Here is a 21,252-nt window from a genome sequence, read left to right as displayed (position 1 = left end):
CGTCCGCGCCAGTGGAGTGGTCAGCGTCTCCGATACCGCACGCGGGTCGGCTCCGGCCATTTCGCGCCCGTCCGCGCGACCGGCTGCGGATCCGGGTCGAGCAGTTCGAACTCGTACCGCTGGACGAGCTTCGCGACGATCACCGACATCTCCAGGTAGGCGAACCGGATGCCCAGGCACCGGTGCAGACCGCCGCCGAAGCCGATGAGCCGCGACCGCTGCGCCGGATCCTCGACATAGCGGTCGGGCCGGTACCGGTGCGGATCCGGGAACTCCGAATCGAGCCGGTGCGACGCCATGGGGGAGAGCATCACCACCGACCCGGCCGGGATCTCCCGACCGCCGGCCTCCAGGGCCTCGGCGGCGCGGCGGACCATCAGGAACGCGACCGGGTGGAGCCGCTCCGACTCGTGCAGGCACCGGTCGAGATGCCCCAGGCGACGCACGCCCTTCGCGTCCAGCGGTCCGGCGATCCCGTCCGCCTCTCCCCGCACCCGCTCCAGCTCCTCGGGGTGGCGCAGGAGATCGATCAGCCCCCACGCCAGCTGCCCCGTGGTGGTCTCGTGTCCGGCCCACACCAGCATGACGATGAGATCGATGAGGATCGCGTCCGGGACCGGCGTCCCGTCCTCGTACTCGGCCTTGACGAAGGCGTCGAGGAAGTCCCCGCCCTCCCCGGACGCGGCCCGGCGCCGCGTGATGATCTCCTGCAACCGGGCCCGGATGCGCTTCCCCGCGGCACGGCTGCGCACCAGATGCGGCGCGGGCAGCCAGCCCGGGGTCAGGTAATCGGCCCCGCGCGAGAAGCGGCGGAACTCCCCGAACCAGTCCGTCGTCGTCTCCGCGAACCGCTCCCCGAGGAACGCGTGCGCCGCCACCCGCATCACCAGCGGCCCGAACGAGCCGGGGATCGACGTCTCGCCGCGGTCGCCCCACCCGTCCATGAACCGCTCCGCCTCGGCCTCCATGACCGCCACGTACGCGTCCAGCTGCGGCCCCTGGAACCGCGGCAGCACCACCTGGCGCTGGCGCCGGTAGTCCTCGTAGGGGGCGAAGAAGTAGAAGTCGGGGCTGAACATCCGCAGGAAGAACGGATAGGCCGCGCGGATCGACAGCCTGTGGTCGGTCTCGTCGAACACGAGCTTGTTGTGCTCGGGACCGAGCAGCACCGTGGCCCGCTTGAGCGGCAGCCGGAGCTGGAACGCCGCGCCGTGCTCGCGGTGCCCGCGCAGGAGCAGTCCCAGCGGATCCTTCACGAGTTCGAGGGCGTGACCCAGGACCGGCCGGGCGCCCGAGACGACCGGAATCGTTAAAGGTGAGGCCATGGCGGCATCGTATAATCCGGGGCCTTTGCGGCGCAATGGCTCGAGCCGGATTGTCGGTGGCGGCGCGTACGCTCGGGCGATCCGCACGAGGGACGGGAGCGAACGGTGGGCGACGCCGTCAGATTCGAGGGGGACGGCCTGGCGCGGTGCCCCTGGGGCGCCGAACCGGCGCTCTACCGCGAGTACCACGACCGCGAATGGGGCCGGCCGATCCGCGGCGACGACGCCCTGTTCGAGCGGATCAGCCTGGAGGCCTTCCAGTCCGGTCTGTCGTGGCTGGTGATCCTGCGCAAGCGGGAGGCGTTCCGGGCGGCCTTCGACGGCTTCCGCATCGCCGCGGTGGCCGAGTACACCGAGGCCGACGCGGAGCGGCTTCTCGCGGACGAGGGGATCGTCCGCAACCGGGCCAAGATCGCCGCGACGATCGCGAACGCCAAAGCCGCGAGGGAACTCGACGGCGGCCTCACCGACCTGGTGTGGTCGTTCGCGCCCGAGCGGCGCGAACGACCGAAGCGGATCGCGGACGTCGCGGCGGTGACACCCGAGTCCACGGCCCTGTCGAAGGCGCTCAAACGGCACGGCTTCCGGTTCGTGGGGCCGACGACCGCCTACGCGATGATGCAGGCCGTCGGCATGGTCGACGACCACCTCGCCGACTGCCACGTCCCCGCGTCCCCCTGACCGCCCGGGCCGTCAGCAGTCGTCGTTGCCCACGAACACATAGGACAGGGTGATCGGGTCGTCGTATCCGGCCCGCTTCCCGCCGCCCGGAGACTGCGCCGTGGTCGCGCAGTGGTCGTGGTCGGCGCCGGTGCGCCGCTCGCCCTGCGCCGACACGTTCGTGAACCCGGCCTCCGCGAGCGTCCGCTTCGCGTCCGCGAGCGAGACGCCGGTGACATCGGGCACCGCCGCGTCGGTCGCCTCCGTCTCCGAAGGGGCGGCGACGTCGGCCGCCGAGGCCGAGGCCGCGCTCGCCGAGTCCAAAGGGGACGCATCCGGGACGGTGGACGCCTCGCCCTCGTCCTCCTCCTGCGGCTCCGGCGTCGGCGCGGGATCGGTCGTCGGTTCCGTCGTGGCGACCGGCTCGGTCGTCTCGGCCTCGATCGGGAGGGACCCGATGCCGATGTCGTCCGTGACGGCGTCGGCGCCGCCCTGGTCGCCCGGATCGCGGTTCATCAGCGCGGCACCGACGATGGCGGCGATCGCGATGCCGACCATCATGGCCGTCACCAGCACGCCGGGGCTCGTCCGCAACCGCTCGGGCGGCGCGGTGTCCGCCGCCGCAGCGGTCTCCTCGACCCGGGCGAGCGCCGCCAGCGCCGCGCCCTCGGCGAGCACGAGCTCCGGGAACTCGGGCAGCACGGGTTGGACGCCGAGATGGTGGCGGATGACCGTGGCGATCAGCGGCGTCCGGCTCGCCCCGCCCACCAGGATCAGGGCCGTGCGCTCGTCCGCGCCGATCCTCGCCTCCAGCATGACCTCCTCGACCAGGGCCATGATCCGCAGGACCGCGGGCGTGAGGCACTGGTCGGCCTCCTCGCGGCTCAACCGCACTTCGCGTCCGATCGCCGCCAGCCGCACGGCGGTGGACGGATGCTCGGTCAGATGCTCGCGGGCCCGCCTGACCTCCGCGAACAGGCCCGTTCGCAGGGCGGTCTCGGCGGGGTCCGCGACCCGGTTCCAGAACTCGGGGTCGATGGCGCGGTGCCGGGCGGCGAGGTGGTCGAGCAGGAGCCGGTCGAAGGCCCGGCCGCCGAGGTCCTCGGCGCTCTTCGCGGCCTCGACGCGGTACCGGTCGCCTTCGCGGCGGACGACCCCGACATTGCACGAGCCCGCCCCGAGCCCGCAGACGATGAGCGGCCCCCCGGGATGCGGTTGCGCGCCTTCGGCTTCGGCGAGGTACCTGGCGGCGGCCTCGGGTTCGGTCACGAGCACGGCGACGTCGAAGCCGGCGTTCGCGGCGGCCTCGGCGTGCGCGCGGCGGCGCGTCGACTTCCAGGCGGCGGGGACGGTGAGCGCGACCGACGACGCGTGCTGTCCGGCGTCGCGGACCGCTTCGGCGAGCGCGACGTTCGGGCCGTCGGTGTCGTCGCGGTCGTAGTGACGGGTCTCCGGTCGATCGTCGCTGCGGCGCGTGGACACCGTGGTGGCCGAAGACCCCAGGTCGACGCCGACGCCGACGGTTCGGGGGGCGGATTGCATGGGCGTGAGTCTATTTGCCCCAACCGATTGATTTCTACGGTTCCCGCATTCTTTTTCCTTGTCGCGCTTAACGAACCACACCAGGGGCCAGAGTGGTGCCGCATCGGTCGCGAGGCTCCTGAGGCGGTCGGGCGCGGCGGCGCTTCACCGCCGCGCCCGACCGCTCATGCGACGGTGAAGGCGCCGACCGCCTCGACGTCGTTGACGGTGAGCGTCAGCTCGACCGTGCCGGTGCGCCAGGCGAACAGCTCGCGCGTTTCGGGGTCGAACCAGGCGTCGTAGCGCCACCAGTGCATCGGCCCCGGCGGACGCTCGCCCACATAGACCTCGCTCGAACCGGCCCACGCCGCGCCCATCGGGTAGGCCACCGGCAGCACGCGGTCGCCTTGGGTCAGCGCGGCCTCGACCTGGACGGCCGTGCCGCGCGGCACGGCCCCGGCGGTGACGCTCAAGGCGTCGACCTGCGGCCGGACCTGGGCGGCGAGCCAGTCGCCGCCCGCCCCGAGACCGAACTCGGTCCAGCCGATGAACCCGCCGTCCGCGGCGGTGCCGTGCGGGGCCTTCCCGGAATTGCCGTTCACCCAGTAGGACACGCCGTCGACGCGGTCGGCGGCGAAGTAGCCCGCGTGCGCGCCGATGTAGACCGCCTGCTTGCCGCTCTCGGTCTCGAAGCCGCTGAGCCAGCGCTCGACCACGGCGACTTCGAGGCGGTCGCCCAACTGGCTCGCCTGCTGCGGGCTGGCGTCGTGCGGCGGCACGTGGGCCACCACCGCGACCGAGTCGACGTCGGGATCGGCGGCGGCCGCGTCGAGCGTCTCGCGGAGCATCAGGATCTGCTCCCAGCCGCCGCCGGCCACGGTGAGCCGCGAGGTGTCGAGCGTGACGAACCTGGTGCGGCCCTTGTCGAAGGTCTGCCGGGCGGGCCCGAACACCGCGGACCAGTCCGCGATGTCGCAGCCCATGACCTCGTGGTTCCCGGGGACGTAGACCCATTCCAGGTCGTCACCGAGTTCCTCGTCCAGGACCCGCTCGGCGAGCGCGAGGTCGTCGGCCTCGCATTCGTCGACCAGGTCGCCGTTGACGATCAGGAAGTCCGCCTCGGAGTCCTTGATCTCGCGCAGGGTGCGTCGCGCGGAGGCGACGATGGCGCTGTCGGGGCTCTCGCCGACGAACTGGGCGTCGGACATGACCGCGAAGGTCCACTCGGCGCCGTCGAGGTCGTCGGCGACCAGCGGGTCCGGTTCGGTCGCGACCGCCGGCAGCTCGACGTCCGGCGCGGTGTAGGCGACGAGGCCGCTGATGGTGATCTCGCCGTGGTACGCCGCGGTCGCCTTGGTCTCGGCGACGTAGAAGCGGTACACCGAGACCGGGTGGTTCGTGCCTTCGGGCACGTCGAACTCGACCCACTGCCAGCCCTCGTCCTCGAGGTGCGCGCCGCGGAGCACCACGTCGGTGCCGTCGGCGTCCTTGAGGTGCAGTGACGGCCATTCGCCGTCGCCCTGGGCCTTGATCCACATGCCGAACCGCTGCGGCTGCCCTTCGACCGCGATGTTCGCCGGGGGCCGGACGTAGGCGGCACGGGTGGCGGTGGACTGGGTGAAGTCGTAGCTCAAGGCGAGGCCATCGCCCTCGTACCCGGTCGCGGGCGCGGCCGACCCGGTGGCGCGGGCCGCGGAGAACGTCCACTGTGCCGCGTCCGTGAAGTCGGCGACGGGCCGCTCGGTGAGCCCGACGGTGACGGCGAGGCTCGCGGTGCGGCCGCCGACGGTGAGCGTGACGACGCCCGATCCGCTGTCGCGCTTCGCGGTGACGGTGAAGCCGCCGAGGCCGTCGGGCGCGACGGTGAGCAGGTCCCGGTCGTAGTCGAGTGCGATGTCGACCGGGTCGATCGGCGCGGTGAAGCCGTCCGCGTCGGCGCCGATCAGCTGGAACGTCGCGGTCGCCGCGGCGTCGGGCAGCGCGAGCAGCCGCTGCGAGGGGGCGACCGTGCGGAGGGGCCCGAGCACGGTCAGCTCGGTCGAGCCGGCGGCCCGCCCGGAGCGGGCGTGGACCTCGACCGTGCCGGATCGCCATCCCGCGTGGAAGACCGCGTCCCCGTCGACGCGGCTCCCTCCGGTGGTCCGCCAGCGCGGCGTCGCCTCGGCGGGCGCGAAGGTCGCGTCGTGTGCGGCCCAGGCGAGCGGGCGGCTCAGACCGGGGAAGACCCGGTCGTAGTCGAGGCCGTCGATCGCGCCGGGCGCGAAGGGCCCCTGCGGTGCGACCGCGAAGCCGGCCGCGGTGCCGTCGCCCGCGGGGACGGTGAACGCGAGGCCGTTGCCGACCGCGCGCTCGGTCCCGTCGGAGGGGCTGTTCACGGCGAGCAGGTCGTCCGTGCCGGGGGCGCGGGCGAGCAGGGTCGAGGAGCCGCCGCCGTCGAGGTTGATCGCGCTGTGGGCGCCCATCTCGAGGAGCTCGGCGGCGACCTCGTCGAGCGTGTAGCCGCCGCTGGCGGCCTGGCGGCCGTCCACGGTGACCGCGTACAGGGTGGTCCCGTCCTCGGAGAGGCCGACGGCGGTCCGCGGGTGGCGGGCCTGGTCGGCGTGGGGGACGATCGCGCCGTCCCGGATGAGGATCTGGCGTCCCGAGACGCCGGTCCGCGGCAGCTCGCCGTCGAGCACCGGCGCGTATGCCACGGCGACGCGGTCGCCGACGGCGAGTGCGGCGAGCGCCTGCGCTCCGGCCTCGCGGCCGACCAGGGTGATCGCGTCCTCGGCGATGGGCCCGGCCTCGGGCGCGTCGGTCACGGCCGTGACGGTCCCCTCGACGAGGTGGACTTCGACCACCTCGGCGGCCCCGTCGGCGACGCGGGCGCGGCTCGCCTCGCCCCAGTCCGCGTCGTAGACCCCGATCCCGTCCCGCGGCAGTTCGGTCGTGTTGAGGCCGTGGAGGTCGAGGACCCGGGAGCCGGTGTCGGCGGTGCCGGTGAAGCCGATCGACCGGATCGCGGCGCGCCCGTCGGCGTCGAAGCCGAGCACGTTCGCGGTCCCGGCGTCGGCGGACTTGACGAGTTCGCCGTCCACGACGACGACGCCCTCCGGCCCGCCGGTGTCGTTGATGTCGAAGAAGTCCGCGTTGAACGCGAGCACCACGTCGTCGATCCCGGCCGCCTGTTCGCGGACCGGTGCGGCCGCGGCCACGGACCCGGGGGAGAGGTACTCGGGATGCGCGCCCGCGAGGTCGACGGTGACGGCGTCGGCGCGCAGCCAGCCCTGGTCCTCCCACCGGTCGTAGGAGTCGAGGGCGACGCCGGGGGCGAGGAGGGTGCTGTCGGCGTCGACGGCGATGGCGTCGGCCGGCGCGTCCTGGGCGCTCGCGGGCGGGACGAGGAGGCCGGCGGCGAGCACGGCCGCGAGGATCCATGGAGTCTTGCGCACGATGGGACCTGGCTTTCGGGGGGAGTCATGGTCGAGCGAGTCGTCCCCACAAGATCCCATGAAATTCCGCTTCACGGGAAGTCCCTAGTACGAAAATAATCGCCAAACTCCCGGCGAACCGGGGCTCACCCCTCCGCCGCCGTGGAGCCCCGCACGGTCACCCGGCACTGGACGGTGCGGACGCCGCGGCCGTGCTCGGCGTCGATGGCCTCGAACAGGGCCCTGGCCGCGGCCCGGCCGAGCTCCTCCAGGTTCATGTCCACGCTCGTCAGTTGGGGCCGCGCGCCGGTGGTCATCACGTCCCAGTTGTCGAAGCCCATGACGGCCACGTCCTCGGGGACGCGGCGGCCGCGTTCGCGCAGCGTGTCGAGCACCCCGCGGGCGACCTGGTCCGAGCCGCACAGCACCGCGTCGACCTCCGGGGAGCGGTCGAGGAGCATTCCGGCCGCGGCCCGGCCCCACCCCTCTTCCCAAGCGCCGTAGGCGACCTCGCCGACGAGGGCGAGCCCGGCCGCGTCGAGGGCCTCCTGCGCGCCGGCCGCGCGGTCGCGCGCGGCGCTGTAGTGCCGGGCGCCGCTGATGTGGGCGATCCGGGTGCGCCCGCAGGCGATGAGGTGCTCGACGGCCATCCGCCCGGCCCCCACGTTGTCGGGGACGATCGAGAGGTCCTCGGGGTCTTCCGACGGCGCGTAGGCGTACACCACGGGCACGTCCACCGCGTCGGCCAGCGGCGGCCGCGGGTCGGTGGAGGAGCCGACGACGATGAGGCCGTCCACGCGGCGGCTCAAGAGCGCCTGCACGTGGTGGCGCTCGCGGATCGCGTCGCCGCGGGCGTCGCACAGGAACACCGACACCTGGCCCGCGCCGAACGCGTCCTCGGCGCCCATGAGGATCGGGAGGCTGAAGCGGCCCACCAGGTCCGAGGTCAGGAGACCGACCGTGCCGGTGCGCCCGGCCAGGAGTCCCCGGGCGAGCGAGTTGGGGGAGAAGGACAGCTGCGCGGCGGCCTGCAGGACCCGCTCGCGGGTCTGGGCGTGCACGTGGTTGCGGTTGTTGAGCGCCTTCGAGGCGGTCGAGACGGAGACGCCCGCCAATCGCGCCACATCGGACAGCGTGGCGGCGCGGGTGCCGCGCGCCGCGGAAGATCGGGCCACTCGTCCTCCTTCTGCCGGGACCCGGCCGGGCCGGCGCCCTCGAGGCGCGGCCCGTGCTGCATCCGGGATCGCTCGACTGTAGCCGACCGGCCGAAACGTTGCCGAACCGGCTTTCGGTCACCGAGCCGCAGGGAATCCATGGCAATCGATGCATTGACATCGCCGTGCCGCGGCCAATAGCATCGGGGGCGACGCAACGACCGAAAAGGTTTTCGGACTCTTTCGGCCGCCCGGCGCACCCACCTCGGCCATCCGCGACTACGACCAGGACGCCATCACCGCCGAGGACTACAAGCAGCTCCTGTACTGGAACGCCTGGGCCACCTACATCGGCGGCGACACCGCCTGGCCCGACGCGAACGAGTTCTGGGCCCCGACGGCGGCGGGATCCAGATCCACCAGTACGCCCCTTCCACGATCGACGCCACAGTGGACGGCGCTCGTTTCGCGCTCACCGTCGCGACCGCCTACCCCGAGGACGGCGCCGTGACCGTGCGCGTCGAAGCGAACGAAGGCGGCGAGCGCACCATGTCGCTGCGCGTCCCCGCCTGGGCCGAAGGCGCCCGCCTCACCGGGCCGGACGGCGAGGCCCGCACGGTCGCGGCGGGCGCGTTCACCGCGGTCACCGCCGCGTGCCGGCCCGGCGACGAAATCCGTCTCGACCTGCCAGTGCGGCCGCGGTGGACCTTCCCGGATCCGCGCATCGACGCCGTGCGCGGCTGCGCCGCCGTCGAGCGCGGCCCGGTGGTCCTGTGCGCCGAGTCGATCGACCTGCCCGGCGGGGCCGACGTCGCTGACCTCTCGGTCGACGCCTCGGCCGTGCCGCTGGAACGGGACGGCCGCGTGTACGTGTCCGCCGGCGTCGTGCTCGAGCGCGGTCACGACCGCCCCGACACCTGGCCCTACGGCCCGCCCGCCGCCGCCGACGAAGGCAAGTCCGCCGAGGTCCCGCTGATCCCGTTCCACTTGCGCGCCACCAGGGCCCCCGCGCCCATGCGGGTGTGGCTGCCGCTCGCGCCCTGACCCGGTGCGCCCCTACGGCGGGCGCACCGGCTCGCAACCGCGTTCCCGTCCGAGCGGCCCGGGTGCGCGGTTTGGGCGCGTCCGGAGGCGAACCGCGCCGGGAGTCCAAGTGCCGCATGGTCTTGGCCCCCTAAGATGAGGTCCGTCGGGGTGGGTCGATCGAGAGCGGGCACTGCAAACATGAGCGAGTTGCTGGAATTCCTGGGCACGGCCGAGCAGGCGGCCGAGCGAGCGGTGGAGGTGATCCGGTCGGGGCTCGGCCGCGAACGGTCCATCAGCGGCAAGGGCGACCGCGACTTCGCCACGGACCTCGACTTCGCCGTGGAGGACGCGGTCCGCGCGTTCCTCGCGGAGGCGACCCCCGGGGTTCCGCTCCTGGGGGAGGAGCGCGGTCGCACCGGCGACACCGACTCCCCGTACGAATGGGTCCTCGACCCGATCGACGGGACCATCAACTTCGCCCACCGCTCGCCGCAGTTCGGCGTCTCGCTCGCGTTGACGCGCAACGGGATGCCGGTCGTCGGCGTCGTCCACGCCCCGATGGCCGAGGAGCGCTACAGCGCCGCGCTCGGCCACGGCGCGGCCTTGAACAAGCAGTCCCTCTCGGCCGTCGCCCCCGAGGCGCTCGCCGGGGCCGTGGTCGCGATGGGGGACTTCGCGGTCGGCCCGGACGCCGACAGGCGCAACCTCCGCCGCCTGGCCACGCTCCAGCGGCTCGTGCCCAAGATCCAGCGGATCCGGATGCTCGGATCGGCCGCGCTCGACCTGTGCTGGCTGGCAGCCGGACGCCACGACGCCGTCATGCACGACCGCATCAACCTCTGGGACGTCGCCGCGGGCACGGTGATCTGCCGCGAGGCCGGCGTGCTCGTCACCGACTTCGACGGCGTCGACTACGGCGACGGAGCGGTGTCGATCCTGGCCGCGACCCCTCGAGTCCACCGGGCGCTGCTGGCCGAACTCGCCTGACACGCGAAGCGCCGAGCCCGACCGGGCTCGGCGCTCCGCTCTGCAGCGTTCCGCTATGCGGCCAAGGCCCGCGCCTCGTCGTAGGCCCGGCGCGCCTCGATGATGTCGGGGCGGTGCCGCTCGGCCCAGTCGAGCAGGCCCGTCAGATGCCCGTACAGCTCCCGCGCGCTCGGCGTCGCGCGGTACTCCACCTTCGGCGGCACGGTCGGGTACACGGTGCGCTCCAGCAGGCCGTCGCGCTCCAGGTTCCGCAGGGTGAGCGTCAGCATCCGGCGGCTGATGCCGGGGATGCTGCGTTCGAGCTCGGTGTAGCGCACCGGCTTCCGGATGGCCGCCACCAGGATCGACACCGACCACTTGCCCGCGACGCGGTCGATGATCTGGACGATGGGGCAGGCCTCGGCCTGCACGTCGGACTTCGGCAGGACGCAGCCGTCGTCGGTCATCACAGTGCCTCACTTCACATTAGGCGGTTCGCGGGGTTCGACCTGGAGAGGAACATCGATGTATCCCCCGGCACATCGAAGTGCCTTCTTACGGATTCCTTCATTGGAACACATGATGGCTCAAGGAACAAATCGTTCCCCATAAACGCTAGGAGCCCTCGATGTCCGCCGAACCGACCCTCCGGAGCCGCTGGCTCACCGTCACGGTCCTGCTCGCCGCGCAGGTCATGATCATCCTCGACCAGAACATCGTCACGATCGCGCTGCCCGCGATCCGCGGCGACCTCGGCTTCTCCCAAGCCGGTCTCGTGTGGACCGTCAACGCCTACGTGATCCCGTTCGGCGGCCTGCTGCTCCTCGCCGGGCGGCTCGGCGACCTCATCAGCCGCAAGTGGGTCTTCATGACCGGCTTGGCCCTGTTCGTCGCCGCCTCCGCGGCCGTGGGCCTGGCCGACACGCAGGGCCTCCTGCTCGGCGCCCGCTTCGTGCAGGGCGTCGGCGGCGCGATCGCCTCGGCCGGGCTCCTCGGCATGGTCGTCATGCTGCTGCCCGAACCCGAGCAGCAGGCGAAGGGCATCGGCGCCTTCGGCTTCGCCTCGGCGGGCGGCGGCGCGCTGGGCAGCGTGATCGGCGGCGTCCTCACCGAAGCCGTCGGCTGGGAGTCGATCTTCTTCATCAACGTCCCGATCGGCCTCGCCGTCCTGGCGCTGGCCTGGAAGCTGCTGGAGCACGACCGCGGCATCGGGGTCAAGGCCGGGGCCGACGTCCTCGGCGCCGTCCTGGTGACCTCCGGCGTCATGCTGGCCGTCTACACGCTCATCGAGGTGGAGCACCAGGGCTGGGACTCGGCCCGCACGCTCGGCCTCGGCGCGCTCGCGATCGTCCTGCTCGCCGGGTTCTTCCTCCGCCAGGCCACGGCCGCCGCGCCGCTGATCCCGCTGCGCATCCTCCGCTCCCGCAACGTCGCGGGGGCGAACCTGGCGCAGGCGCTCATGGTCGGCGCCGCGTTCGGGTTCATGTACTTCACGGTCCTCTACCTGCAGCAGGTGCTCGGGTTCGCGCCCGGAGCCGCCGGCATGGCGTTCCTGCCCGCGCCGCTGGTGATCGCGGTCGTGTCGATGTGGGTCGCGCCGAAGCTGCTCGCCCGCTTCTCGCCGCGCGGCCTCGCCATGGTCGGCCTCGCGGTGATGGTCGCGGGCTTCGTGCTCTTCGCGCAGATGCGCGCCGACGGGTCCTACCTGGTCGACGTGCTGCCCGGGATGATCACGGCCCCGCTCGGCTTCGGCATCACCATGCCCGCCCTGATGACGCTGGGCATGGCCGACTCGAAACCGGAGGACGCCGGGGTCACCTCCGGCCTGTTCAACACGGCCCAGCAGGTCGGGGGCGCCATGGGCCTGGCGGTGCTGAGCACCGCGGTCGCGACTCGCACCGGGGCGCTGACCGAGGGCGGCGCGGCCCACGCCGAAGCCCTGACGGGCGGGTTCCGCGTCGGCTACGCCGTCGCCGCCGTGTTCGTGGCCCTCGCCTTCGTCATCGCGGTCACCGTGCTGCGCACGCGCCGGCGCGAGGCCGCCACGGTGGAACCGGTACCGGTCGCCATCGGCTAGCGAGGCCGACGCCGGGGGCCGCCGTCCGCAGCGGACGGCGGCCCCCGGCGTCGAAGTCGGCCCTCGCGCAAGGGCGTTCAGTCGGGGAAGGTGATCGCCCAGGCGGGCACGTGCTCGGTCAGCCACACGCCGTTCTCCGACCGGTAGAACAAGTGGCCCCGGTCGGCCATCCGCCCCGCGTCGATGACGAGCACCACCGGCTCGCCGCGCCGCGAACCCACGTCCACCGCGGTCTCGTGGTCGGGGGAGAGGTGCACGTCGTGGCGGTCCATGGCCTTGATGCCCTCCTCGCGGATCGAGTCGAGGAACCGCTCGGTCGTGCCGTGGTAGAGCAGCGGCGGCGGATCGACCGGGTCGAGGTCCAGGTCCACGTCGACCGTGTGCCCCTGGTTGGCCCGGATCCGGCCGTCCCGCAGCGCGAACCGCTGCTTGTCGTTCTCGTCCACGACCTCTTCGAGTTCCTGGCGCGTGATCGGGAATCCGTGGTCCTCGGCGGCCTTGAGCAGCGCGTCGACCTCGACCCAGCCGTGCTCGTCGAGTTCGATCCCGATACGGTCCGGGTCGTGCCGCAGGTGCCGCGACAGGAATTTCGAGACTCGCACCAATCGCCGCTCGTTCACGTCGACCTCCGCTCATCCGGCGTCCCGATGGGGACGCCAGCCTATCAACCGATCACCGCTGCGTGAGCGCGAAAAGCAGCGCCGGCACCGGGAACAGGCCCTGCTCGAGCGCCGCCGGGCCATCGAACGGTCCTTCGCCACGAGCACCAGCGCCGCCCCGGCATCGAGCCGCGCGCGAACCGGATCAGCGTCCAGCCGACCGCCTGCTCGAACCGCACCACCGCGACCCCGACGAGCGCCCCGATCACCGGGAACAGGGTGTACCGGCCCTCTGATTGAACGCCCGGCTCCGGACGCGCTCCACGTCGGCGCTCGCGACCCGGAACACCCCGCGGTGCGCCTTCGGGTCGTCGAAGCGCAGCGTCTCCATGACCCGGAGGCGCACGTGCAGGAGGCCGGCGAGCGCGGCCGCGAACTGAACTGCGAGCCACATGGACCGCCGTGCTTCCCCGCACCGTGAGGCGGTGCCGCCGGTCCGGCCCCTCAGTCGGCGCCCAGCATGAGCAGATCCGGCGGCACGAGGGTGCGGGTGCGCAGCAGCTCGGTGACGAGGTTGTGGTTGAGCATGTTGCCGACCGGTTCGCCGACCTCCTCGCGCGTCAGGCCGGGGACTCCGGCGGAGGACAGGCGTCGGCGCACGCCGGAGATCAGGTGCTCGGCCTTCTTCGGCCGCCACCCCTCGTCCGGGCGCAGCTCCGCGAGTTCGGTGGCGACCTGCTTCCAGGAGACCGGCTGCGGGTAGGCGTCGTGCAGGAGGTACCGCTGGGCCAGGCACACGAGCGCGAGCCGCTCGTCGGCGTCGAGCTTCCAGGGGCGGTCCTTCAGCGTGGCCGCCTCCGGCGCGGGCGTCGGCAGCCGCCCGTCCACGCCCGCGACGTACAGCTCCACCAGGTGCCGCCGGCGGGCGGTGCCGCTGATGAACACCGGCGTGTACCCGGTCTGGAGCGGGAACGCCTCGTCCTCGGGGAACAGCATCCGCGAGCCGGGCAGCTGGAGCGGCAGGTGCCCGGTGTTGGCGAGCCACCAGTGGTCGCCGCGGCGGGCGAGGCGGCCGTGGCTGCGGCTGACGCGTCGGTCGTCTTCGCCGACGCAGACGTGGACCTCGGGGCGGTTGCGTCCGAAGAGGACCACGCGTGCTTCCTTGGGCCGGAAGCGGACGCCGCCGGACACCGATAGGGCGAAGATCGTGCCGGGCACGGACTCGGGGACGCCGAACGCGAGGCTGGCGTGGTTCGCCGCCAGCGGCTCCAGCCCCTCGACCTGCGAGATGTCGGTCATGCCGACCTCCTTTCCTGCGTCCTAGCATGCACGCCCGCTCCGGGACCACTCCCGAACCGCGCGGCGTATCACCGCTGCAGTGCCCGAATCGGTGAGCGGCCCATGCGCGGCAACGGATCGCACCGGCCGGTGGACACCGCCGCAACGCGCGCCTCCGCCGGTCCGGAAGGCGCCGCCGCTGACGCCCGCGGCGCGGGGCGATCGTCTTCGGACTCGCCGCGTCGGCGGGGACGGGGCCTAGACCGGCGGCAGTGCCGCCGCCGCGGGCTCGGCCATGGTCACCGCGAGGTCGCACAGCTCCTCCAGGGGGTCCTCGCCGGCGACGATGACGTGGAGGTACTCGGTCGTGGTGGTTCCGTCGTCGTCAGGGCCGGCGTAGTGGCGGTGGACGACGCTGACCATGCACGATTGCGCTTCCCAGTGCTCGCCCCGGATGATCGCGTCCCTCCCGGCGAGTTCGATCGGCTCGCCGTCGTCGGCGCTCGGCGGGTCGGAGCGGTCGAGGACCAGCTGCAGCTCGCTGTCGCTGGTGGTGCTGTACCACTTGCATTTCCACCCGCCGAATCGCTCCAGCGGATGGTGCGCGTCGACCCCGGGGAACCGTTCGAGCCCTTCACTGTCGAGGAGCTCGCACGCGTCGAGCCGGAACAGCGAATCGGCGTCCAGCTCCTCCTCGCGCCGGGGCACCCGCCCCTGGTTCAGCACCGCGACCGCGCCGTCGGCGGCCACGTCCGCCGCCGCGCACAGGTCCCACTCGCCGCTGGTGTCCTGCCGGGCGTTCACGGTGACGAAGTGGTCCCCGTCGGGCAGGACCAGCTGCCGCCCGCACCGGTCGTGGTCGCCTTCGTACCGGATGACGCCGATCGATCCGACCATGGTCGCCTCGCCCGGCGGCGGTTCGCCGTCGCTGGAGTAGAAGTACAGCTCGACGTCGAGGAAGCCCTTTTCGGAGTGGTAGACGACGGCGTTGCACTGGGCCGGGTCGCCCTTGTCGGTGTCGAGCCGGGTCTCGCCCAAGGCGGCCAGCGCCTCGACGTCCAGCAGCGCACAGGGATCGGCGGTGGTCTCCTCGCCGATGAGGTCCACGCCCGCCCACGCGGGCGATCCGTTCCCCGCCCCGCCGTCGTCACCGGGCCCCAGCACGGGCCAGGCGGCCGCCATCAGCACCACGAGCGCCGCCGCGGCGGCGCCCGCCCCGATCCACCGCCGCCTCGTGACCCGCCGGCGGCGCGCGCCGATCGTGGGCTCGCCGCTCAACTCGCCGAGGGCGAGGCGCGCCTCCTCGACCTTGATGCGCCGCTTCGGGTCGGCCTGGAGCAGTCGGTCGAGCACCGGGGCCAGATCGCCGGCCCGCTCGGGCTCCAGGCGCCGGCCTTGCGCGGTCCGCCACAGCAGCGCGTGCGCGTTCCCCTCGCCGAACGGCGAGGTGCCCTCGATGAGGTGGAAGAGCGTGGCGCCCAAGGAGAACACGTCGGCCGCGGGGGTGAACCTGCCGCCCTTGACGACCTCGGGGGCGACGTAGCCGGGCGTCCCGGTGACCGCGCCGGTCCCGGTGAGGGTCGGCTCGGCGTGCACCTGCCGCGCGATGCCGAAGTCGGCGAGTTTCGCGTGGCCGGTGTCGGTGACCATGACGTTCGCGGGCTTGATGTCCCGGTGGAGGATCCCGTTGGCGTGCACGGCCTCCAGTCCTCCGGCGAGCTGCGCCCCGTAGCGGGCCGCCTCCCCGGCGGCCACGGTTCCCAGCTGCGCGAGGGTCTGCCCGTTCACGAACTCCATGACGACCCACCAGTCGTCGTCCTCCTCGACGGCGTCGTAGACCGTGACGACGTTGGGGTGGTTGATGTTCGCGAGCACTTCGGCCTCGCGGCGGACCTTCGCCGCCGCGGCCGCGTCACCGCCGCTGAGCGCGCGTTTGAGCGCCACGGGCCGTTCGCTCAGCCGCAGATCGGCCGCCCGCCACACCTGTCCCTGGCTCCCCGAACCGAGGCGCTCTTCCAACCTGTACCGATCGCCCACAACCTGCCCAGCGCGCAACCGTCGCTCCGATCACCGAAAACACGAATCGTCCGCATGTGACGGGATCCACCTTAATGCACGAGCGTGAACAACACGTCACATGAGACGCGCGCCGCAGTCGGACGGTCGCTCCCGGCACCGCCCGCAGGGGGCTCAACGGCTGCGGGCGACCGGCCCCCGGGCCAGCGCCCGCAGCTGCGGCGGTGCCTGGACGAACGCGGCCGGCTCGGACCACATGGACAGCCGTCCGCACTCGCATCGGGCGTAGGTCACGGTGCCCGTGGAGGTCCGGTGGCGCGACACCACGGTGAGGGCCTCGGTCATGCGAAGCTCGCAGATCGGGCAACCGTGGTCGTCGAGGTGCTCTTCGTTGGTCATACGACCAGTCTTCGCCTGGTATCGTCCGGGAACAACGGAAGTTTTCGTACCGGACCTTGTGGGTTATCCGAATGATCGATCCGAAGTTGCAAGCCCTGCGAGTCCTGCGCTCGCACGGCACCGTCACGGCCACCGCCCTCGCGCTGCACCTCACGCCCTCCACCGTGTCGCAGCAGCTCAAACAGCTCGCCCACGAGACCGGCGTCCGGCTGCTGGAGCCGAACGGCCGCCGCGTCCGGCTCACCCCGGCCGCGGAGCTCCTGCTGGAGCACGCCGACGTGCTGTACGCGCAATGGGAACGAGCCAAAGTGGACCTCGCCGCGCTCGCGGACGGCCAGATCGGCACCCTGCGCTTCTGCGGCATATCCAGCGCCATCTCGGCCTTCGTGGCCCCGGCGGCCAAGAAGCTGCGCGAGGCGAATCCGGGCGTGCGGATGCACCTGGCCGCGGTCGAGGTGAACGACGCGTTCCGCATGCTGGAGTCCGGCGACGCCGACATCGCCGTCATCACCCCCACCGACACCACGCCGCCGCCCGCGGACCAGCGGTTCGACCAGCAGCTCCTGATGGACGACATCGAGGACCTGCTGGTGCCGGTCGACCACCGCCTGGCCGGCCGCGAGAGCGTGGAACTGGCCGAGGCGGCCGATGAGGAGTGGATCAGCATGGCCGCCTGCGTCGACCAGCATCAGCTGTTCCTCAGCTCGGCCGCGGCGGCCGGCTTCTCGCCCGACTTCACCCACCACGCCGACTACTGGACCAGCATGTCCGGGCTGGTGTGCACCGGTTTCGGCGTGGGCCTGTACTCGCGTCTCGTGCCGATCCCGGCCGAGCACGCCGTGGTGCGCGTGCCGATCCACGGCCACCCGATTCCGATCCGGCGCCTGTTCACCGTGGTGCGCCGCGGCAGCGCCGAGCAGCCCGCCATCGCCCGCGGCCTCGCGGCGATCCGCGAGGAGGTCGCCCTCAGGGAACGGCGGACCGCCGCCGAACGGAGCCGGGCGGCCGCATAGCCGCGAGGCCTACGCGGCCTTGACCGGCTGCCTGAGGATCGTCCTGAGCTTGGCGGGCGCGGTCCGGCGCGCGTCGCTGAGGTAGATCTCGTGGTGGTCGCCGTTGAAGGCGAGGCCGTGCTCGGGCATGTACTCGCGGTGGAGGCGCTCCAATGTGGGCGTCTCGTCGTCGTACGAGCCGATGTGGAGGATCTGGACGCAGGCGCCCTCGTCGAGGGTGAGCATCCGGAGCGCGTCGAGCGCGTCGGTGCGCCGCCGCTGCGCGACGCGGTCGACGGCGGCGTGGACCATGTCCTCGGTGATCCAGTCCGGACGGTTGATCATCATGGTCCACTCCCATTCGTCCTTGCGCCGCGCGAGGAACGCGGCGGGGTCGTCGGCCCGCCACAGCCCCTCCATCGGGCCGACCACGAAGTCCTCGCCGAGTGCCTTGCTCGCGAACTTCAACGTGTACGCCACGCCGTAGAGCGCTTCGACCGCGTCGGCGTACGCGGAGGAGGTGTTCGGGTCGCCGTGGCCGTCGATCGCGATGTAGTGCAGCTCGGGCACTTCGACCACGGTGAACGCCTTCGCACTCGGCGCGTACAGCTCCTTGTGGGCCTTCTTGACGTCGTACTTGGGCATGGCGGTCTCCTCGGTGAATGCGGCCAGGGTGGTCTCGGTCCAGCTGAGGTCGGTCGTCAGCATGGCCTCGCTGTAGTCGAAGATCGCGGCGGCGGCGGCCGGCAGGGGCTCCTGCGCGGCACGCGCCGCCCGGACCTCGGCGAGCCGCTCCCGCAACGCCTCGAGGCGCTGGGCGAGTCCGGCCGCCACCTCGGCGTCGGGCAGACCGGGACTGTTGGCCATCGCGATGAGCACGCGTCCCCGCAGCGGCGTCGGCGCCGCGAGCGCGTCCCGGGTGGCGGCGGCGCACGCGTCCACGCCCTCGGCCGTCGGCCGGAACACGACCCGCGCCTTCTTCGACGCGGGGGCGCCGGTCGGCTCGATCAGGCCGCGCCCGGCCAGCTTGTCGAGCACGTAGTAGATCGACGAGAACCCGAGTGCCGTCCAGGCGCGCATGCCCCGCTCCTCGACGACCCGTTCCAACTCGTACCCGTGGCGGGGCCGTTCGACGAGCAGCCCGAGCACCGTCAACTCGCCCTCGGTCAGCGCTGCGGTCATCCCAGTATTCTAGCACTGGAATACCGTTGCGGATCCGGCGGCCTTCACGGCACTGGACCTCATGGCCCCGAACGGGCATGATGCTGGAAGAGGTTCCACCCCGAACGAAGGAGTTCCGTCCATGTCGCTCGCCCGTGTCCACAATTTCGCGATTTCGCTGGACGGCTTCGGCACCGGCGAGGGCGTCAGCCGCGACGCCTTCTTCGGCCACGCGGGGGAGCGGCTGCACGAATGGATGGCCGCCACGCGGTCGTGGGAGCCCGGCGGCAGCGGCGGCGTCGACGACGTGTTCGTCCGGCAGTACGGCCCGGGCATCGGCGCCGAGATCATGGGGTCCGGGAAGTTCGGCTACCCCGGCTGGCACGAGGACCCCGAATGGCAGGGCCCCTGGGGCGAGAACCCGCCGTTCCACACGCCGGTGTTCGTCCTGACCCATCACGTCCGCCCGTCGATCGAGATGGAGGGCGGCACGACGTTCCACTTCATCGACGCCTCGCCCGCCGAGGCGCTCGAGGCCGCCCGCGAGGCCGCAGGCGGTCTGGACGTCCGCATCGGCGGCGGTGCCACCATGCTCCGCGAATTCCTGGCCGCGGGGCTCATCGACTACATGCACCTCGCCGTGGTGCCGATCGTGCTCGGCCGGGGCGTGCGCCTCTGGGACGGGCTCGAAGGCCTGGAGCGGCAGTTCCAGGTCGAGGCCACCTCGTCGCCGAGCGGCGTCACGCACGTGACCTTCACCCGCGCCCCCGCCTGAACCGATCCGGCTCCCGGGCCGATTCCCGCACGACACCCCGGGCCCCCCTCGGCGCAGTCCCCATGCGCAGAGGCGCGGAGGTGCCGCGTCGGCGCGCCGACTCCCCCGCGGGGCGGCCGCCGGCGGGGCGGCGACCCTCCCTTGCGGAAATGCAGTAGAGGTAAGCGTTCTCCTACAGAATCGATTCCCCTGCGATGCGTCCGGCATTCGGTTGCGCCACTGGAATGGGCCGCCCGACCTCAGGTCCGACTCAATTCAGATCTATGCATCTCGATGGGTTGACCGCTGTCGTCAGTATTGTTATCGTGAACATCACCTGGTGGCCACTGGGGTCCTGTGCCGCGTGCATGCGCGGCATCCACCCTCATGCCAGGAGTCTTCATGCCCACTTCCCATCCGCGAACGGCTCTGCGAAGAGCATTGGTGCTCATCGCGGTCACGATCCTCGCCGTGTCCGCCCACGTCCTCGGTGACGCCGACCGCGCTGAAGCGGCCCCGGGCTCCTCCTTCACCAACCCGGTGGTGGACGTGCCCAACAGCGCCGACCCGACCCTCGTCCAGCACGAGGGGTTCTACTACTACGTCGCGACGACCTGGTCGTCCCAAGTGGTCATGCGCAAGTCGGCGACCATCGCCGGTCTGAAGACCGCGCCCGAGCAGGTGGTGGTGGAGACCGGCGGCGACACCATGTGGGCGCCGCATCTGGAGCTGATCGACGGGCGCTGGTACCTGTACTACTCGGTCGAGCAGTGCTGCGCCGCCCGCCGCACCCACGTCGCCCAGAGCGCCGGATCCGACCCGATGGGCCCCTACACGAAGCTCGGCATCCTGGACTTGATGCCCGACCAGGGCTGGGCGATCGACGCGGCCCCGTTGCGGCTGAACGGCAACCTCTACATGACCTTCTCGGCCTTCGCCGGCGACGGTCTGCAGTCGCTGTACATCGCGCCCATGTCCAACCCCTGGACCGCGAGCGCCCACGGCACCCGCATCTCGGCGCCGACCCTGTCATGGGAGCGTCAGGACGGAGCGGTCAACGAAGGCTCGTTCGCCCTCCAGCGGGGCGGCCGCACGTTCCTGACGTACTCGGCCAGCCACTGCAATGGACCGAACTACAAGATCGGGATGCTCGAGTACACCGGGAGCAATCCGCTCCAGGCGAGCTCGTGGACGAAGTACTCCGACCCGATCTTCCAGCGCAATGACGCCGCCGGCGTCTACGGTCCCGCCCACCACTCGTTCTTCACCTCACCGGACGGCACGGAGACCTGGATCGCCTACCACGCCAACGATTCGGCGTCCGACGGCTGCGGGAGGACCCGTACGACCAGGGTGCAGAAGATCTCCTGGAACGCCGACGGCACGCCGAACCTCGGCGTCCCGGTCTCCACCACGACCGTCCTGCAGGGCCCCTCGGGCGAGCGGAACATCGCGCCGGTGGCGATCCGCAACCGCCACAGCAACCTCTGCCTGGACGACTACAACTGGGGGACCGAGCCCGGCGCCGAAGTCCGGCAGTGGACGTGCAACGACTACGCCGTCCAGGACTGGTACCTGGGCGACCTCGGCAACGGCTACGTCGCGATCCACAACCTCTACAGCGGCCTCTGCCTCGACGACTACAACTTCGGGACGGAGCCGGGAGCCGAAGTCCGGCAGTGGACCTGCAACAACCAGGCCGTGCAGCAGTGGCGGGTGGTCGACGCCGGCGGCGGCTACGTCAACCTCGTCAACCGGCACAGCGGCCTGTGCCTGGACGACTACAACTGGGGGACCGAGCCCGGCGCCGAAGTCCGGCAGTGGACCTGCCTGAACAACGCCGCTCAGCAATGGCGACTCGCCTGACGGCGTCCCCGGCAGTCGAACCGCCCCGGTGACGGCGGCGCGCGC

Annotated in this window: 18 protein-coding genes; 7 read left to right on the top strand and 11 right to left on the bottom strand. The window is 72.2% G+C overall.

Features of this window, described 5'->3' with window-relative positions; translation table 11 throughout:
* Window positions 1-20: 20 nt before the first annotated feature.
* On the bottom strand, window positions 21-1,325 hold the full coding sequence (locus K3N28_RS00900) for a cytochrome P450 (protein ID WP_228090590.1): 1,305 nt from the start codon (window positions 1,323-1,325) through the stop codon (window positions 21-23).
* A gap of 105 nt (window positions 1,326-1,430) precedes the next feature.
* Here K3N28_RS00900 and K3N28_RS00895 point away from each other — a divergent pair, with 105 nt between their 5' ends.
* Window positions 1,431-2,006 (top strand): DNA-3-methyladenine glycosylase I, encoded by a 576-nt coding sequence (locus tag K3N28_RS00895; RefSeq protein ID WP_304608664.1) that lies wholly within the window; start codon window positions 1,431-1,433, stop codon window positions 2,004-2,006.
* 12 nt (window positions 2,007-2,018) lie between these two features.
* Here the strand turns inward: K3N28_RS00895 and K3N28_RS00890 are convergent, their stop codons facing one another.
* The 3 genes from K3N28_RS00890 to K3N28_RS00880 form a co-directional block, all read right to left on the bottom strand.
* Window positions 2,019-3,527 carry an Hsp70 family protein gene (locus K3N28_RS00890; RefSeq protein WP_228090589.1) on the bottom strand — a complete coding sequence of 503 codons (1,509 nt, stop codon included), beginning with the start codon at window positions 3,525-3,527 and terminating at the stop codon, window positions 2,019-2,021.
* 164 nt (window positions 3,528-3,691) lie between these two features.
* Window positions 3,692-6,940, bottom strand: coding sequence for a phosphodiester glycosidase family protein (locus tag K3N28_RS00885; RefSeq protein ID WP_228090588.1), 3,249 nt, complete (start codon window positions 6,938-6,940; stop codon window positions 3,692-3,694).
* 125 nt (window positions 6,941-7,065) lie between these two features.
* Window positions 7,066-8,094 (bottom strand): LacI family DNA-binding transcriptional regulator, encoded by a 1,029-nt coding sequence (locus tag K3N28_RS00880; protein ID WP_228090587.1) that lies wholly within the window; start codon window positions 8,092-8,094, stop codon window positions 7,066-7,068.
* A gap of 345 nt (window positions 8,095-8,439) precedes the next feature.
* On the opposite strand from K3N28_RS00880, the gene K3N28_RS00875 reads away from it, so the two are divergent.
* Window positions 8,440-9,117, top strand: a complete 678-nt coding sequence (locus K3N28_RS00875; RefSeq protein WP_374209659.1) for a hypothetical protein — start codon at window positions 8,440-8,442, stop codon at window positions 9,115-9,117.
* A gap of 180 nt (window positions 9,118-9,297) precedes the next feature.
* On the top strand, window positions 9,298-10,086 hold the full coding sequence (locus tag K3N28_RS00870) for an inositol monophosphatase family protein (RefSeq protein WP_228090586.1): 789 nt from the start codon (window positions 9,298-9,300) through the stop codon (window positions 10,084-10,086).
* Window positions 10,087-10,139: 53 nt separating this feature from the next.
* Here K3N28_RS00870 and K3N28_RS00865 read toward each other — a convergent pair whose 3' ends face one another.
* The gene (locus tag K3N28_RS00865) at window positions 10,140-10,532 is read right to left on the bottom strand and encodes a helix-turn-helix domain-containing protein (protein WP_228090585.1); all 393 of its coding nucleotides are present in this window, start codon (window positions 10,530-10,532) and stop codon (window positions 10,140-10,142) included.
* A 161-nt stretch (window positions 10,533-10,693) separates the two neighbouring features.
* Here K3N28_RS00865 and K3N28_RS00860 point away from each other — a divergent pair, with 161 nt between their 5' ends.
* On the top strand, window positions 10,694-12,142 hold the full coding sequence (locus tag K3N28_RS00860; protein WP_228090584.1) for an MFS transporter: 1,449 nt from the start codon (window positions 10,694-10,696) through the stop codon (window positions 12,140-12,142).
* Between the two features lie 77 nt (window positions 12,143-12,219).
* Here K3N28_RS00860 and K3N28_RS00855 read toward each other — a convergent pair whose 3' ends face one another.
* From K3N28_RS00855 to K3N28_RS00835, 5 genes are all read right to left on the bottom strand, one after another.
* Entirely contained in the window at window positions 12,220-12,762 is a 543-nt protein-coding gene (locus K3N28_RS00855) for an RNA 2'-phosphotransferase (RefSeq protein ID WP_255640245.1), read from the bottom strand.
* A gap of 244 nt (window positions 12,763-13,006) precedes the next feature.
* Window positions 13,007-13,195: a DUF1304 domain-containing protein gene (locus K3N28_RS00850; RefSeq protein ID WP_228090582.1), complete on the bottom strand. Its 189-nt coding sequence runs from the start codon at window positions 13,193-13,195 to the stop codon at window positions 13,007-13,009.
* Window positions 13,196-13,245: 50 nt separating this feature from the next.
* Complete coding sequence (locus tag K3N28_RS00845; RefSeq protein WP_228090581.1) at window positions 13,246-14,040, bottom strand: hypothetical protein; 795 nt, start codon at window positions 14,038-14,040, stop codon at window positions 13,246-13,248.
* A 237-nt stretch (window positions 14,041-14,277) separates the two neighbouring features.
* Complete coding sequence (locus tag K3N28_RS00840) at window positions 14,278-16,038, bottom strand: serine/threonine-protein kinase (protein WP_255640244.1); 1,761 nt, start codon at window positions 16,036-16,038, stop codon at window positions 14,278-14,280.
* Between the two features lie 171 nt (window positions 16,039-16,209).
* Window positions 16,210-16,434 (bottom strand): hypothetical protein, encoded by a 225-nt coding sequence (locus K3N28_RS00835; protein WP_228090579.1) that lies wholly within the window; start codon window positions 16,432-16,434, stop codon window positions 16,210-16,212.
* A gap of 71 nt (window positions 16,435-16,505) precedes the next feature.
* Here K3N28_RS00835 and K3N28_RS00830 point away from each other — a divergent pair, with 71 nt between their 5' ends.
* A complete protein-coding gene (locus tag K3N28_RS00830) occupies window positions 16,506-17,447 on the top strand; it encodes a LysR family transcriptional regulator (protein ID WP_228090578.1) in 942 nt (313 codons plus the stop codon).
* A 9-nt stretch (window positions 17,448-17,456) separates the two neighbouring features.
* Here the strand turns inward: K3N28_RS00830 and K3N28_RS00825 are convergent, their stop codons facing one another.
* Window positions 17,457-18,608: a GyrI-like domain-containing protein gene (locus tag K3N28_RS00825; protein ID WP_228090577.1), complete on the bottom strand. Its 1,152-nt coding sequence runs from the start codon at window positions 18,606-18,608 to the stop codon at window positions 17,457-17,459.
* A gap of 121 nt (window positions 18,609-18,729) precedes the next feature.
* On the opposite strand from K3N28_RS00825, the gene K3N28_RS00820 reads away from it, so the two are divergent.
* Both K3N28_RS00820 and K3N28_RS00815 read left to right on the top strand, forming a co-directional pair.
* Window positions 18,730-19,362, top strand: coding sequence for a dihydrofolate reductase family protein (locus tag K3N28_RS00820; protein WP_228090576.1), 633 nt, complete (start codon window positions 18,730-18,732; stop codon window positions 19,360-19,362).
* Window positions 19,363-19,743: 381 nt separating this feature from the next.
* The gene (locus K3N28_RS00815; RefSeq protein ID WP_228090575.1) at window positions 19,744-21,207 is read left to right on the top strand and encodes a family 43 glycosylhydrolase; all 1,464 of its coding nucleotides are present in this window, start codon (window positions 19,744-19,746) and stop codon (window positions 21,205-21,207) included.
* Window positions 21,208-21,252: the final 45 nt, after the last annotated feature.

Source organism: Glycomyces sp. TRM65418 (assembly GCF_019710475.1).
Lineage (GTDB): Bacteria > Actinomycetota > Actinomycetes > Mycobacteriales > Micromonosporaceae > Glycomyces.
This window is presented reverse-complemented; position numbering and strand designations above follow the sequence as displayed.

Coding starts and splice junctions, on each gene's coding strand:
- K3N28_RS00900 (WP_228090590.1), bottom strand. CDS start 1,325: ATGGCCTCACCTTTAACGATTCCGGTCGTCTCGGGCGCCCGGCCGGTC.
- K3N28_RS00890 (WP_228090589.1), bottom strand. CDS start 3,527: ATGCAATCCGCCCCCCGAACCGTCGGCGTCGGCGTCGACCTGGGGTCT.
- K3N28_RS00870 (WP_228090586.1), top strand. CDS start 9,298: ATGAGCGAGTTGCTGGAATTCCTGGGCACGGCCGAGCAGGCGGCCGAG.
- K3N28_RS00865 (WP_228090585.1), bottom strand. CDS start 10,532: ATGACCGACGACGGCTGCGTCCTGCCGAAGTCCGACGTGCAGGCCGAG.
- K3N28_RS00860 (WP_228090584.1), top strand. CDS start 10,694: ATGTCCGCCGAACCGACCCTCCGGAGCCGCTGGCTCACCGTCACGGTC.
- K3N28_RS00850 (WP_228090582.1), bottom strand. CDS start 13,195: ATGTGGCTCGCAGTTCAGTTCGCGGCCGCGCTCGCCGGCCTCCTGCAC.
- K3N28_RS00845 (WP_228090581.1), bottom strand. CDS start 14,040: ATGACCGACATCTCGCAGGTCGAGGGGCTGGAGCCGCTGGCGGCGAAC.
- K3N28_RS00835 (WP_228090579.1), bottom strand. CDS start 16,434: ATGACCAACGAAGAGCACCTCGACGACCACGGTTGCCCGATCTGCGAG.
- K3N28_RS00830 (WP_228090578.1), top strand. CDS start 16,506: ATGATCGATCCGAAGTTGCAAGCCCTGCGAGTCCTGCGCTCGCACGGC.
- K3N28_RS00825 (WP_228090577.1), bottom strand. CDS start 18,608: ATGACCGCAGCGCTGACCGAGGGCGAGTTGACGGTGCTCGGGCTGCTC.
- K3N28_RS00820 (WP_228090576.1), top strand. CDS start 18,730: ATGTCGCTCGCCCGTGTCCACAATTTCGCGATTTCGCTGGACGGCTTC.
- K3N28_RS00815 (WP_228090575.1), top strand. CDS start 19,744: ATGCCCACTTCCCATCCGCGAACGGCTCTGCGAAGAGCATTGGTGCTC.